The sequence below is a fragment of the Pseudarthrobacter sp. NPDC058196 genome, assembly GCF_042882685.1.
Taxonomy (GTDB): Bacteria; Actinomycetota; Actinomycetes; order Actinomycetales; family Micrococcaceae; genus Arthrobacter.
Map to the genome: position 1 here is coordinate 89,644 of NZ_JBHVVN010000005.1, position 13,931 is coordinate 103,574.

The following is a 13,931-nucleotide window of genomic DNA, read 5'->3' on the forward strand; positions in this document are numbered from 1 at the left end:
TTACACGGACGCAATAAAAGCGACTTTCGGGGGAAACCCCCGCGGCTGATGATGGGTACTGCCCCGTCAGGGATTGCTGGGATTCCGGGCGGGGCACCAACCGGTAGTCCGCAGGCGATCCAGCGGCTGAGTTCCCGGCCTGGTCCTGCCTCGAAGGGGTACCTGGATGCCTACGCCGTTGAACCAAAGCGTGGCGGAATCCGCGCTGCTCACCCGCTCGCTCCCGCTGGACATGCTCCGCGCCTTCATCCAGTCCGATGCCGCGGACAACGGGCTCACCCCCGCGCTGCTGGCCGAACTCAAGGTCCTTGCCCGCGTTCCGTCCCTGCTGGTGGCCTGCAACTACGGCGGGACGCTCTGCGAGGCCGAGGGCATCTCCACGGAGATCCTGCCCCTGGGCAACGCGGCCATCGCCCTCCGCGCCCTGGCGGCCCTGCCCAACACGCATGCAGCGATCATTTCCGGCCGGTCACTGCGCGACCTGGCGGCGGTGTCCCGGCTGCCCGTGGAGGTCCACCTGATCGGGTCGCACGGTGCGGAGTCGGACATGGGTTTCGCGCATGCCCAGAGCCTGGCCACCGAATCCGTCCTGCTCAAGGTCAACGCCGCCCTCAACGAGGCCGTGGGCTTCCAGGAGGGCATCTGGATCGAACGCAAGCCCGTGGCTGTTTCCGTCCACACCCGGCCCGCGCCGCCGGAGGTGGTGGAATCGGTCACGGAAACCGCCCGGGAAATCGCCCGCCTCCATGGCCTGTTCTTCATCGTGGACGGCTCCGTGCTGGACCTTTCCGTGGTGGAACCATCGAAGGCCGAGGCGCTGGAGAGCCTCCGCTCCCGGCTCGGCGCCAGCGCCGCCATGTTCGCCGGTGACGCCTACAGCGACGAACTGGCCATCGCCACCCTCCGCGGACCGGACCTGGGGCTGCGGGTCGGGCCCGGCGAGACCGCCGCCGCACACCGCGTCCGCGACCCCGAAGCCTTCGCCCGCGTCCTGGCCCTCCTCTTCGAACTGCGCCGGGCCTGGCTGTTCGGGGAGGACGCCGTCGGCCTGGAACGGCACTCGATGATCGGCAACGGCTCCTCCACCGCGCTGCTGACCCCGGACGCGAAGGTCTGCTGGATGAGCCACCCGCTGCCGGACTCCGGATCCCTGTTTGCCCATATCCTGGGCGGCGACGCCGCCGGCCACTTTTCCGTCGAACCGGTCAAAGCCTCCCAGGTGCTCGGCCAGCGGTATGTGGACAGCACCATGATCGTCGAAACCCGGTGGGCGGACGTGACGGTGACCGACTACCTGGAGCCTGCCGCGGACGGCATCACCAGCCTGGTGCGGGTGCTCTCCGGCCACGGCGCCGCGAGGATCACCTTCGCACCCCGGCCGGACTATGCCAACGCCCCGTTCAGCATGGAGTCCCGCGGCGAGGAACTGCATGTCGTGGGAACCTCCGAGCCCATCATCCTGTCCGCGCCGGGGGTGACCTTCAGCATCGCCTCCGACGGCATCCATGCCACGGCCACGGCGTCCGTGAACCTGCAGGACGGCCCCGTGGTGTTGAACCTGCGCTGCGGCGATACGGACCCGCAGCCTGCGGATCCCAACGGCGAGATGGAGCGCCGGGCGGGGGTGGCCTTGCACTCGCGCCAGTGGGTGCAGGACCTCGCCCTGCCCTCCGTCAAGCCTTCCCTGGTGCGGCGCTCAGCCCTGGTGCTCCGCGCCCTGGTCCACGAGCCCACGGGCGCCGTCCTCGCCGCGCCCACCACGTCCCTGCCCGAGGGCATCGGCGGAACACGGAACTGGGACTACCGCTACTGCTGGCTGCGCGACGGTTCCATGACGGTCAATGCGCTGGTGGACCTGGGCTCCACCGCCGAGGCCGCGGGTTTCCTGGACTGGCTGGGCCGCATCCTCGAACACGCCCCCGGCCCCGAATGGCTGCACCCCCTGTACTCGGTGACCGGCGCACCGCTCTCCACGGAAGCCGTCGTCGACAGCCTGCCGGGGTACGCGGGGTCCCGGCCGGTGCGGATCGGCAATGCGGCGGACCACCAGGTCCAGCTGGACGTTTTTGGGCCGGTCGCCGAACTGATCCATGCGCTGAGCAGGCGGGAGGGCGCGCTGGACGACGCCCACTGGGACCTGATGGTGCAGATGGCATCGGCCGTCCTGGCCCGCTGGCACGAACCGGACCACGGGATCTGGGAGGCCCGGCGCGCAGCCCGCCACCACGTCTATTCGAAAGTGATGTGCTGGGTCACCCTGGACCGGGCGCTGCGCACAGCGGCCCGCCACGGCCGGCAGCCGGACCCGGCCTGGGCGCCGACGGCGGCAACCATCCGCGACGAGGTCCTGCGCGAGGGCTGGGACGAAACGGCCAGGTCCTACACCGTGGCCTACGACAGCCCGGACCTCGACGCCGCCGTCCTGCACATCGGACTCTCGGGCCTGCTGGACGTCACGGACCAACGCTTCCTGGATACCGTCACCGCCGTCGAACGCGAACTCCGGGTGGGCCCCACCGTGTTCCGTTACCGGTACGACGACGGCCTGCCGGGCCTGGAGGGCGGGTTCCACATCTGCACCACCTGGCTGATCGAGGCATACGTGGCCGTGGGCCGCATCGACGAGGCCTGGGACCTGTTCGACCAGTTGGTGAACCTCTTCGGCCCCACCGGGCTGCTCCCGGAGGAATACGATCCCGGCACTGAAACCCACCTCGGCAACCACCCGCAGGCGTACTCGCACCTGGGATTCATCCGCTGCGCCCGGCTCCTGGACGCACACCAGGGCAAGCGGTAGTCCGCTTCCGTCGCGGGTACCTAGAGTGGAGGTAGCAGGGACCCGAAAAGACTGAAACGAGACTGATGATGACTGCCCGCGCCCAGGGAGTGGGGTTCCGTTCCGAACGGGGCCCGATTCTCATCGCTTTGATGCTGTCCACCGGACTGGTGGCCATCGACTCCACCATCGTCGCCACCGCCGTACCGTCGATCGTCCGCGACGTGGGCGGGTTCTCCTCCTTCCCCTGGCTCTTCTCCGCCTACCTGCTCGCGCAGGCGGTCTCGGTGCCCATCTACGGCAAGCTGTCCGACATGACCGGCCGCAAGCCCATCATCCTCACCGGTATTGGCTTGTTCCTGCTTGGCTCGGTCCTCTGCGGCCTGGCATGGAGCATGCCCTCCCTGATTGCCTTCCGGGCCCTGCAGGGACTCGGCGCCGGGGCGGTGCTGCCGGTATCCGTGACCATCGCCGGCGACATCTACACCCTGCAGGAACGCGCCAAGGTCCAGGGCTACCTGGCCAGCGTATGGGCGGTGTCCTCGGTGGTGGGTCCCAGCCTGGGCGGCATCTTCTCCGCACTGGGTATCTGGCGCGGCATCTTCCTGGTCAACGTGCCGCTCTGCCTGCTGGCCGGCTGGATGCTGGTCCGCACCCTCCACGAGGACGTGGAACGGGCCAAGCACAAGGTGGATTTTGCCGGCGCCGTGCTGCTGGCAGGATCCCTGGGCCTGTTGATCCTCGGCGCCCTGCAAGGCGGCCAGGCGTGGGCATGGAACTCGCCCATCAGCATTGGCGTGTTCGCGGTGGGTGCCGTGCTGCTGGTCGCGTTCCTCCTGGTGGAGCGGCGCGCGGCGGAGCCCATCCTGCCTTCCTGGGTGGTGTCGCGGCGCCTGCTGGCCACCACCACCCTGGTGTCCTTCGGGGTCGGGTCCGTCATGATCGGCCTGACCTCCTACGTGCCCACTTACCTGGAAGGCGCACTGTCCTCCTCGCCGCTGGTGGCCGGCCTGGCGCTCGCCGCGCTGACCCTCGGCTGGCCCCTCAGTGCCTCACAGGCCGGCAAGTTCTACCTGCGGATCGGCTTCAAATCCACGGCCCTGATCGGCATCACCATTTCCGTGGCGGGCCTGCTGATCCTGTCGCTCACTGCCCGATCACCCAACGTGGCGCTGATCGCCATCAGCTGCTTCGTCGTCGGGCTCGGCCTGGGCCTGCTGGCCACGCCCACGCTCATCGCCGCCCAGTCCAGCGTGCCCTGGCACGAACGCGGCGTGGTGACCAGCACCAACATGTTTGCCCGGTCCATCGGCAGCGCCCTGGGCGTGGCCGTCTTCGGTGCCGTGGCCAACTCCATCTACGGCGCCAGCAGCGGCGGCGATACCGACCCCGCCACGGTGGTGGCCGCGTCCGGGGCCGTGTTCCTGGCGGCGCTGGCGGCCGGGCTGCTCACCGTGGCAGCGGTCCTGGCCATGCCGGCCGTGAAGGCAGGCGATGCCGGAAAGGCCAAAGAGCAGCCGGTCCCCAGCAGTGCCGAGAACAGCCCGAACTAGCGGGAAGCCGCAGCTAGCGGGACGCCCGGAAGATGGCCGGTGCGTCGCGGGTCCCGGTGGCAAGGTCCGCCAGGATCCGGCCGATCACCGGCGTGAACTTGAATCCATGGCCGGAGAACCCTGCGCCAATCACCACCGGCCCCACCCGGTCCAGGACGAAGTCCTCATCCGGGGTGGTGGTGTAGGTGCAGCTGATGGCCTCGAACTGCTCCGCGTCGACGCCCGGCAGCCAGTCCCGCGCGTACGCCTGCAACGCGGCGAGCTGGGCCGGTTCCGGCAGGAAGTCCCGGTGGTCCGGATCCACCACAGGTCCAACACCGTGCCAGCCGGCCTTGATGCCTTCGCCGGGAGTCTGCATGCCGTACACGGGGGAGTACCAGCCCTGGTAGTCCGGGCCCGGGTAGTGGTTGAACCCCGGCCATACCGCCCCGGCGTCTGCCACCCGGAAATGCGCCGGCTGCTCCTGCGTGACCCGCAATTTCGGGATCCGCATGCCGGTCGCATCGTCCCCGGCAGCGGTGGCCAGCAGCTTCTCCGTCCAGCCGCCCGCGGTCACCACGGCCTGGGCTGCGGTGACCACCTCGGTGCCTCCGGCGGATTCGAGCGTCAGCCGCACGCCGTCGTCGAACACCTTGAAGTCCACCACCCTGGTGTGGTGCCGGATCTCGGCGCCCCGGGCCGCCGCCAGCTGCTGGAACACGGGAAGCGCGGCCTCCGGATTGAGCTGGCCGCTGTCGGGCATGTGCAGGACCTGCCGGTCGAAGCGGATGCCGCGCCACCGCTCACCGGCTTCCGCCGGCGCCAGGAACTCGGCGCGGATCCCTGCCGACTCAAGCGCCGCGGCCACCTGCTGGGGGTCGAAGCCGGGCCCGTGGGTGACGATGCCCGTGCGCGCCAGCAATTGGATACCGCTCTCCTGCTCCAGCTCGTCCCACAGCGACAGTCCCTCGGCCAGCATGGCCACGTAGTCCGGCTGGTGGTAGCCCGGATTCAGGTTCCGGGTGGCGCCGTGCGAGGCGCCGATCTTGTGCCCGGGGCCAAACTGCTCCACCAATGTCACCTGCCGGCCGCGGCGGGAGAGCGCCCAGGCGGCAGCGGAGCCCATGGCGCCGCCGCCGATCACCACGGTGTCAAGATTGGTATTCATCAGCCCTCCAAGCTGGGGTGGTGCGGTCAGGAAGCTAGGCCAACAGGAGCGCGACGCCGATCATCGCGGGTACGGCCACGACGGTAGTGATCAGCACGGTGTCCTTGGCCACGGTGAGCCCGGTCTTGTACCGGCTGGCGGCAACGAAGACGTTCTGGGCTGTGGGCAGCGCCGAAGTGACCACCACCGCGAAGAGGGCGTGGCCGTCCATCCCCAGCGCGAAGCGGGCGAAAACGTACGCGAGGGCCGGCTGGACGGCGAGCTTGAAGCCACTCGCCAGCAAGGTGTCCACGCGGCGTCCGGCGGAAGCCTGCAAGGGGCGGGTGCCGTTCAGGCTCATCCCGAACGCGATCAGCATGGCGGGAATCGCGGCGCCCCCGATCAGGTGGATGGGTTCCATCACCAGCGGCGGGACCTGGAATCCGGTGCCGGCCACCACCAGGCCCAAGGCGGACCCGACGATCATCGGGTTCCGCAGGATCATGAGCACGAACCGCAGGGGAGTGGTGCGGTGGGCGCTGGTGCTTGAATCGAGGACCATGAGGAACATCGGGGTGAAGAAGGCCAGCTGGAAGATCAGCAGTGGCGCCACGTAGCTGGCGTCACCCAGGACATATACCGCGATGGGAATACCCAGGTTGGCGGAGTTCGCCAGCGAGGCGGACATGGCGGACATCAGTGATTCCGGGAGGGCCCGCTTGAGCCAGAACCGTGCAATCAGGAAGAAAATCGACGCTGTGGTGATCGCGGCCACCGCAGTCACCAGCAGCGGCTGGGCAAAGACTTCCTGGAGCCGTGCCTTGCTCAGCGTTTCAAAGAGCAGCGCCGGGCTTGCCACGAAGAAGGTCAGGCCGCTCAGCACCGGCCGGGCGTTCTCGCCGAGGATTTTTTGCCGGCCGACGAACCACCCCACCAGGATGATGCACCAGACCACGAAGAATCCTGCCAGGACCCCTAGCACGGGATCCCTCCGCGGCCGCGGCGGGAGCGTCTACCGGACTTCACGCTCCGGGTTCAGAGGGTGGCGTTGTTCAGCGCGAACGGCGGACGCATCATGCCGGCGGTGAAGCCCTCGGCGGGGTCGTTGCCCAACTGGATGATCCGGTTGCCCTGGTCCACGTGGACCACCCGGGGTTCGTATGACTTGGCTTCCTCGGTGGTCATCTGGGCGTAGGTAATCAGGATGACAATGTCGTTCTCGTGCATGAGGTGCGCCGCTGCACCGTTGATGCCGATCACCCCGGAGCCACGTTCACCGGCGATGGTGTACGTCTCCAGCCGTGCCCCGTTGGTGACGTCCACGATGGACACCAGCTCGCCCGGAAGGATGTCCGCCGCCTCGAGCAGGTCAAGGTCTACGGTGACCGAACCGACGTAGTGCAGGTCGGCGTGCGTGACGGTGGCCCGGTGGATTTTGGACTTGAACATTGTTCGATTCATAACGAAACCAGTCTAGACCCGCGCTCCCTTGCCCGCAGTGACGCAGGAAACACATCCGTCACGGACGACGGCGGCCGGTCACCCGGCGTCCGTCCCCGCCACGGCCGCGGCTGCTGCGGCGAGCGTCTCGCGGGCCGCGAGGATCGCCGGGCGCTGGACGCCGGAGCGGCGGACCGAGGTGAAGATGGTGCGGTACGGCTTACCGGGAAGCTCCAGGAGCTGCGCCGTGGTGCCGCGGCCGGTCCACACCAGGTCCGGCATCAGCGCCACCGCGTTGCCGGACTCGATCAGGCGGGCCTGCGCCTGCAGGTCCGCGGTTTCAAAGCGGACATCGGGCTCGAACCCGGCGCTGCGGCAGGCCTGCTCCGCCCAGTGGCGGGACGCGGCACCCCGCGGTTCCATGACCCAGGCCAGGTCCGCTGTGTCCGCCAGCGAACAGATGGCCGGCCCGCCGTCGGACGCCGGGGGAACCGCAAGCCGGATGGCATCGGTGGTCAGCTTCACCCGGTCCAGTTCGGGGTAGCGCGGGGCGGCGTGGCCGGGGTACTGCTCCGCGATCACCAGGTCGAAGTCCCGCGCCCACGTCTCGTGCAGTGCTGTCTCGGGCTCCCGCTGGATCATCTCGATCCGCACCTCGGGGTAGGCGGCGGCCATGCGCGTCAGGGTGTCCGGCATCAGCGCCAGCGCGGCCGACTGGAAGACCGCGATCCGCACCGTGCCGGTCACCGTGGTCAGCGATGCGGCCAGGTCCGCCTCGGCCTGCTCCATGGTTTCGAGCAGCTGCGCGGTGTGCGCCACGAGCACCTCGGCCTGGGGCGTGAGCTGCACGCGGCGGCCGGTTTTCCGGAGCAGCTCAACGCCGACTTCCTTCTCCAGGAGCGCGAGCTGCTGCGATACCGACGACGGGCTGTACTGGAGTGCCTCCGCCACCTCCGCGAGGGTTCCACGGATGCTCAATTCGCGCAGGAGACGCAGCCGGCGGACGTCAAGCATAGCGGATTCCTAACTGAAACTAACGAATATTGGTTAGAAGGATTCACTTTATCTAATGCAAACGCCCACGCATACTGTTGGAACCTAGTTACCCCCGTCACAGCCATCCCTTGGCGTGCCGCGGCGGGGTCGCACCCCAAAGCAGGAGTTCCTGATGAGCAGAGACATGACCCAGTCGATCATGCGGCGCAAGCCCATCGACGACATCGAAGAAGAAAGCAAGCACAGCGGCCTTTTCAAGTCCCTCGGGCTGTGGCAGCTCACCGCCATCGGTGTTGGCGGCATTATCGGCGTCGGCATCTTCTCCCTCGCGGGACTGGTGGCGGCCGGCAGCGAAGGAACTCCCGGGGTGGGGCCCGCGGTGCTGATCTCCTTCCTGATCGCAGGCCTCGCCTCAGCGGCCGCCGCCCTCTCCTACGCGGAATTCGCGGGCATGATCCCGCGGGCCGGCTCGGCCTACACCTATGGCTATGTAGCGCTCGGCGAGGTAATCGGCTGGTTCATCGGCTGGGACCTGCTGCTGGAATACATTGCCATCGTCGCCGTGGTGGCCATTGGCATCTCGGGCTACCTTGACGCCTTCCTCGCCGGCATCGGCATCCATTTGCCGGCCGCGATGACCTCCACCTTTGACGAGGGCAAGGGCGGCATCGTCAATGTCCCCGCCATCCTGGTCTGCCTCCTGGTGACCTGGATCCTCTCCCGAGGCACCAAGGCGTTCGGCCGGTTTGAACTCGTAGCGGTGGGCATCAAGGTGGTCCTCATCCTCTTCATCATCGGGCTGGGCGTCTTTTACATCGACACCAACAACTACAACCCGTTCATGCCCAGCGGCTTCGGCCCCGTGGTTGCCGGCTCCGCCACCGTCTTCTTCGCCGTGTTCGGCTACGACGCCATGAGCACGGCCGCCGAGGAAGCCAAGGACGGCAAGAAGCACATGCCCAAGGCCATCGTGCTCTCGCTCATCATTGCCATGCTGCTCTACGTTGCCGCCACGCTTGTCCTCACCGGCATGCAGAACTACAAGGACATCGACCCCAAGGCGGGCTTCGCCTCGGCCTTCACGTCCGTGGGGCTGCCGGTCATTGCCACGATCATCTCGGTGTTCGCCGTGCTGTCCATCCTCACCGTGATGCTCACCTTCCTCCTGGGCGTGACCCGCGTCTGGTTCTCCATGAGCCGCGACGGCCTGCTGCCGGGCTGGTTCGCCAAGACGGACCGCAACGGAACCCCGCAGCGCGTCACCTGGATCGGCGGCATCGCGTCCGCCTTCCTGGCCGGCGTGTTCCCCATCAAGGCGGTCGCGGACCTGACCAATATCGGCATCCTGGCCGCGTTCGTCGTCGTCTGCCTGTCCGTGATCATCTTCCGTTACAAGCGGCCGGACGCGCCCCGCACGTTCCGCCTGCCCCTGATGCCCGTGATCCCGGCCTTCGGTGTCCTCGCTTCGGCCTTCCTGATGCTGCAGCTGCACTGGGAAACCTGGCTGCGGTTCGTGGTGTGGCTGATCATCGGCCTGGTGATCTACTTCGGCTACGGCCGCAAGCACTCGCTGATGAACCCCAACAGCCCGCGCCACCAGGAGCTCGCGGACATGCACCGCCCCCTGTCCTAACCCCCTCTGGAACGCCCGCTCACATCTGACCGTTTTTCCCCCAACGCCCGCTCACATCTGACTGTTTTTCCTGGGACGCCCGCTCGCATCTGGCAGGAACAGGGAACCCTCCTGCGCATCACGTGCAGGTGGGTTCCCCGTCAAGACCGCCGAATGTGAGCGGGCGTTTGGAATTTAATTGCAGGATCTGAGCGGGGGTGGGGGTTTTGAATGTCAAAGGTGAGCGGGGGTTCCGGGAGTCATTGAAACGTTGGTTTTCCTAACCTGTATTGGTTGGAAAAGATCGCTTTATCTTATGTGATTCGAAGCTCATACTGGTGGAAAGACCTCCTCCCAACCCCAGGAAAGATCGGGAAAACCATGACCCACGTTGCAATGGAACCGGCAGCCACAGTCGCTGCCACGGCGCAGACGGTCGACGTCGACGTCCCCCAGGCGAAGGCGCTCGCCGACGAAGCGGTCGCCTTGGTCCGCCGCTGGCTCACCGAGGCGTCGAAGGTCCCCGTCGACGCCTCCGCGCAGCAGTTGGCCGGCGTGCTGAAGGACCCCAACGGCCTGGAGTTCACCGTTGGATTCGTGGACGGCGTGGTCCGCCCCGAGGACCTGAACGTCGCCGCCCGCAACCTGGCCGCACTGGCCCCCAAGGTACCGGCCTTCCTGCCCTGGTACATGCGCAGCGCCGTGGCGCTCGGCGGCACCATGGCCCCCGTCCTGCCCCGGGTGGTCATCCCCGTGGCCCGCAAGGTCCTGCGCGAAATGGTGGGCCACCTGATCGTTGATGCCACCGACGCCAAGCTGGGACCGGCCATCGCAAAGATCAAGAAGGACGGCATCAAGCTCAACGTCAACCTGCTCGGCGAGGCGGTTCTCGGCGAGCACGAGGCCTCCCGCCGGCTGGAAGGCACGCACACCCTGCTGGCCCGCCCCGACGTCGACTACGTCTCCATCAAGGTCTCCTCCACCGTGGCCCCGCACTCGGCCTGGGCCTTCGACGAAGCCGTGGAGCATGTCGTCGACAAGCTCACGCCGCTGTTCCAGCGCGCGGCCTCCTTTGCCGGCCCCGGCAAGAAGGCCAAGTTCATCAACCTGGACATGGAGGAGTACAAGGACCTGGACATGACCATCGCGGTCTTCACCAGGATCCTGGACAAGCCCGAGTTCAAGGACCTCGAAGCCGGAATCGTGCTCCAGGCCTACTTGCCCGACGCACTGTCCGCCATGGTCCGGCTGCAGGAATGGGCCGCCGGGCGCCGCGCGAATGGCGGGGCCGGCATCAAGGTCCGCGTGGTCAAGGGCGCCAACCTCCCCATGGAGCAGGTGGAATCCTCCCTGCACGACTGGCCGCTGGCCACCTGGGGCTCCAAGCAGGACTCCGACACCAGCTACAAGCGGGTCATCAACTATGCGCTGCACCCGGACCGGATCAAGAACATCCGGATCGGCGTTGCTGGCCACAACCTGTTCGACATCGCCTTCGCCTGGCTCCTGGCCAAGCAGCGCGGCGTGGAAGCCGGCATCGAATTTGAGATGCTGCTGGGCATGGCGCAAGGCCAGGCCGAAGCCGTCAAGAAGGACGTCGGCTCCCTGTTGCTCTACACCCCGGTGGTGCACCCGGCCGAGTTCGACGTCGCCATCGCCTACCTGATCCGCCGCCTGGAAGAGGGCGCCAGCCAGGAAAACTTCATGTCGGCAGTGTTCGAGCTCAGCGAGAACGAGGGACTGTTCAAGCGCGAAGAACAGCGGTTCCTCGCCTCGCTTGACGCCCTGGACAACACCGTTCCGCTGCCCAACCGCCGGCAGGACCGGAACCAGGCCCCAGAGGCCTTGCCGCACACCGGATTCGGGAACACCCCCGATACCGACCCCGCGCTGCCCGCCAACCGCACCTGGGGCCGGGCCATCCTGGAACGCGTCCCGTCCTCCGCCCTGGGCAATGCCGCCGTTGAGGCCGCCTTCATCAACGACGAAGCTGCGCTCAACACCGCCATCGAAACCGCCGTTGACAAGGGCAAAGCCTGGGGCAAGCTTTCCGGCAACGAGCGCGCCGAGATCCTGCACCGAGCCGGCGACATCCTCGAGGCCCACCGCGCCGACCTGCTCGAGGTCATGGCCAGCGAAACCGGCAAGACCATCGACCAGGGCGACCCCGAGGTCAGCGAGGCCATCGACTTCGCGCACTACTACGCCGAGTCCGCACGCAAGCTGGACGCGGTCGACGGCGCCACGTTCGTCCCAGCCAAGCTCACCGTGGTGACCCCGCCATGGAACTTCCCGGTCGCCATCCCGGCAGGGTCCACCCTTGCGGCACTCGCCGCCGGCTCCGCCGTCGTGATCAAGCCCGCCAAGCAGGCCGCCCGCAGCGGCGCCGTGATGGTCGAAGCGCTGTGGGAAGCCGGCGTCCCCAAGGACGTCCTGACCATGGTGCAGCTGGGGGAGCGGGAGCTCGGCCGCCAGCTGATCAGCCACCCTGCCGTGGACCGCGTCATCCTTACCGGCGGCTACGAGACCGCCGAACTGTTCCGCTCCTTCCGCAAGGACCTGCCGCTGCTGGCCGAAACCAGCGGCAAGAACGCCATCATCGTCACCCCCAGTGCAGACCTGGACCTGGCAGCCAAGGACGTGGCCTACTCCGCGTTCGGCCACGCCGGCCAGAAGTGCTCCGCGGCCTCGCTGGTGATCCTGGTGGGCTCCGTGGCCACGTCCAAGAGGTTCCACAACCAGCTGATCGACGCCGTGACCTCGCTCAAGGTGGGCTACCCGCAGGATCCCACCAGCCAGATGGGCCCCATCATCGAGCCCGCCAACGGCAAGCTCCTCAACGCGCTCACCACGCTGGGCGAGGGCGAAAGCTGGGCCGTCGAACCGAAGAAGCTCGACGGCACGGGCAGGCTCTGGAGTCCCGGCGTGCGCCACGGCGTCAAGCCCGGTTCCTACTTCCACCTCACCGAGTTCTTCGGGCCCGTCCTGGGCGTGATGACCGCCGCGACGCTGGAAGAAGCCATCGCCATCCAGAACCAGATCGAGTACGGTCTCACCGCAGGCCTGCACTCCCTCAACTCCGAGGAACTGGGCATCTGGCTGGACACCATCCAGGCCGGCAACCTCTACGTCAACCGGGGCATCACGGGCGCCATCGTGCAGCGCCAGCCCTTCGGCGGCTGGAAGAAGTCAGCCGTGGGTGCCGGCACCAAGGCGGGCGGCCCCAACTACCTCGCCGGCCTGGGCCATTGGGTTCCTGCCACCAGCGCCGCCACCGCCCCGGTGACCCACGCGGGTGTCCGCCGGGTCCTTGACGCGGCGGCCCCGGTCCTTGGCGCCGCCGCGCTGGAATCCGTCCAGCGGGCACTGGCGTCCGACGCCGCGGCCTGGGCCGAGGAATTTGGCACCGCCAAGGACGTCTCGGGCTTGAGCGCGGAACGCAACATCTTCCGCTACCGGAACCTCCCCGTCACCATCCGCCTGTCCGAAGGTGCCCCGCTGTCGCACCTCGTCCGGACCGTGGCGGCCGGCGTGCTGGCAGGCTCCGCGCTCACCGTCTCCACCGCCGTCGAACTTCCGGCCCAGTTGCGCGCCGTGCTCAGCGCACAGGACATTGAGGTGACGGTGGAGTCCGACGCCGGCTGGCTGGCTTCGGCGGGACGCCTCGCCTCCGCGGGCAAGCTGTCCGGTGGCCGCATCCGCCTGATCGGCGGCGACGCCCCCGCGCTTGCCGAGGCAACGGGTGGACGGCCCGACATTGCGGTGTATGCCCATCCGGTCACGGAGGCCGGGCGGGTGGAGATGCTGCCGTTCCTGCACGAGCAGGCCGTGAGTATCACCGCGCACCGGTTCGGAACCCCGAACCACCTCTCCGACACGCTGATCTAGTCCGGGCAAGGTAGCGGTGGTTGAGCTGGTCGAAACCTGGTTCCGACAAGCTCAACCACCGTCCGACAAGCTCAAGCACCGTCTGGGGTGCGGATTCGCTACCCCAGGTACCAACCGGGCGGCGTCCAGGTCACCGGGACGTTGTGCGCCGAGAATTCCTCGCAGTGGGTGCAGGTGTAGGCCACTTCGCCGAGTGCCGCCACGCTGCCATCGCGCCGGTACGTGGGGGGAATGAAGGACTCAAGGTAAACGAATTCGTCGGTCCGGCACTTGTCGCAGGTGGGCTTTCCGACGTATCCGGTATCAACGGACGCGCGCCCGCTCCCGAGGTTGTTCTGGCGGGTAGAAGGCCGTGCCTCGGCGTACGGGCGGGCGTGCGCAGAGTTGAGATGGGTGTTCCTGGCTGTCGTCATTGGCTGCCTGTCCCAAACGCGGGCCGGCATGCGGAAGCGCGTTTGTGGTGAGTGAACGCGGCCTGCTGCTTGACCTTGGTAATAGAGCATAGGGGATGGCACCTCCCCTATCAATGGACACGGACCC

The 13,931-nt window shown here is 67.6% G+C and carries 9 protein-coding genes; 4 read left to right on the forward strand and 5 right to left on the reverse strand.

Features of this window, described 5'->3' with window-relative positions; all coding sequences use genetic code 11:
- Positions 1-166: 166 nt before the first annotated feature.
- Complete coding sequence (locus tag ACFVVC_RS08600) at positions 167-2,797, forward strand: trehalase-like domain-containing protein (RefSeq protein ID WP_387451367.1); 2,631 nt, start codon at positions 167-169, stop codon at positions 2,795-2,797.
- 65 nt (positions 2,798-2,862) lie between these two features.
- Positions 2,863-4,329 carry an MFS transporter gene (locus ACFVVC_RS08605; RefSeq protein WP_387451370.1) on the forward strand — a complete coding sequence of 489 codons (1,467 nt, stop codon included), beginning with the start codon at positions 2,863-2,865 and terminating at the stop codon, positions 4,327-4,329.
- A gap of 13 nt (positions 4,330-4,342) precedes the next feature.
- Here the strand turns inward: ACFVVC_RS08605 and ACFVVC_RS08610 are convergent, their stop codons facing one another.
- The 4 genes from ACFVVC_RS08610 to ACFVVC_RS08625 form a co-directional block, all read right to left on the reverse strand.
- Positions 4,343-5,476, reverse strand: a complete 1,134-nt coding sequence (locus ACFVVC_RS08610; protein ID WP_387451373.1) for an FAD-dependent oxidoreductase — start codon at positions 5,474-5,476, stop codon at positions 4,343-4,345.
- Positions 5,477-5,510: 34 nt separating this feature from the next.
- Complete coding sequence (locus ACFVVC_RS08615; protein ID WP_387451376.1) at positions 5,511-6,437, reverse strand: AEC family transporter; 927 nt, start codon at positions 6,435-6,437, stop codon at positions 5,511-5,513.
- Between the two features lie 53 nt (positions 6,438-6,490).
- Positions 6,491-6,916 (reverse strand): aspartate 1-decarboxylase, encoded by a 426-nt coding sequence (gene panD / locus ACFVVC_RS08620; RefSeq protein WP_387451379.1) that lies wholly within the window; start codon positions 6,914-6,916, stop codon positions 6,491-6,493.
- Positions 6,917-6,994: 78 nt separating this feature from the next.
- Positions 6,995-7,909, reverse strand: a complete 915-nt coding sequence (locus ACFVVC_RS08625; protein WP_387451382.1) for a LysR substrate-binding domain-containing protein — start codon at positions 7,907-7,909, stop codon at positions 6,995-6,997.
- Positions 7,910-8,075: 166 nt separating this feature from the next.
- On the opposite strand from ACFVVC_RS08625, the gene ACFVVC_RS08630 reads away from it, so the two are divergent.
- A complete protein-coding gene (locus tag ACFVVC_RS08630) occupies positions 8,076-9,524 on the forward strand; it encodes an amino acid permease (protein ID WP_387451900.1) in 1,449 nt (482 codons plus the stop codon).
- A gap of 360 nt (positions 9,525-9,884) precedes the next feature.
- Positions 9,885-13,391 carry a bifunctional proline dehydrogenase/L-glutamate gamma-semialdehyde dehydrogenase gene (locus tag ACFVVC_RS08635; RefSeq protein ID WP_387451385.1) on the forward strand — a complete coding sequence of 1,169 codons (3,507 nt, stop codon included), beginning with the start codon at positions 9,885-9,887 and terminating at the stop codon, positions 13,389-13,391.
- A gap of 98 nt (positions 13,392-13,489) precedes the next feature.
- On the opposite strand, the gene ACFVVC_RS08640 is transcribed toward ACFVVC_RS08635, so the two are convergent.
- On the reverse strand, positions 13,490-13,804 hold the full coding sequence (locus ACFVVC_RS08640) for a hypothetical protein (protein ID WP_387451387.1): 315 nt from the start codon (positions 13,802-13,804) through the stop codon (positions 13,490-13,492).
- Between the last annotated feature and the right edge of the window lie 127 nt (positions 13,805-13,931).

Bases quoted from the DNA above. Each gene is read 5' to 3' on its own strand.
- panD (WP_387451379.1), bottom strand. From the start codon at position 6,916: ATGAATCGAACAATGTTCAAGTCCAAAATCCACCGGGCCACCGTCACG.
- ACFVVC_RS08635 (WP_387451385.1), top strand. From the start codon at position 9,885: ATGACCCACGTTGCAATGGAACCGGCAGCCACAGTCGCTGCCACGGCG.
- ACFVVC_RS08610 (WP_387451373.1), bottom strand. From the start codon at position 5,476: ATGAATACCAATCTTGACACCGTGGTGATCGGCGGCGGCGCCATGGGC.
- ACFVVC_RS08600 (WP_387451367.1), top strand. From the start codon at position 167: ATGCCTACGCCGTTGAACCAAAGCGTGGCGGAATCCGCGCTGCTCACC.
- ACFVVC_RS08630 (WP_387451900.1), top strand. From the start codon at position 8,076: ATGACCCAGTCGATCATGCGGCGCAAGCCCATCGACGACATCGAAGAA.
- ACFVVC_RS08625 (WP_387451382.1), bottom strand. From the start codon at position 7,909: ATGCTTGACGTCCGCCGGCTGCGTCTCCTGCGCGAATTGAGCATCCGT.
- ACFVVC_RS08605 (WP_387451370.1), top strand. From the start codon at position 2,863: ATGATGACTGCCCGCGCCCAGGGAGTGGGGTTCCGTTCCGAACGGGGC.
- ACFVVC_RS08640 (WP_387451387.1), bottom strand. From the start codon at position 13,804: ATGACGACAGCCAGGAACACCCATCTCAACTCTGCGCACGCCCGCCCG.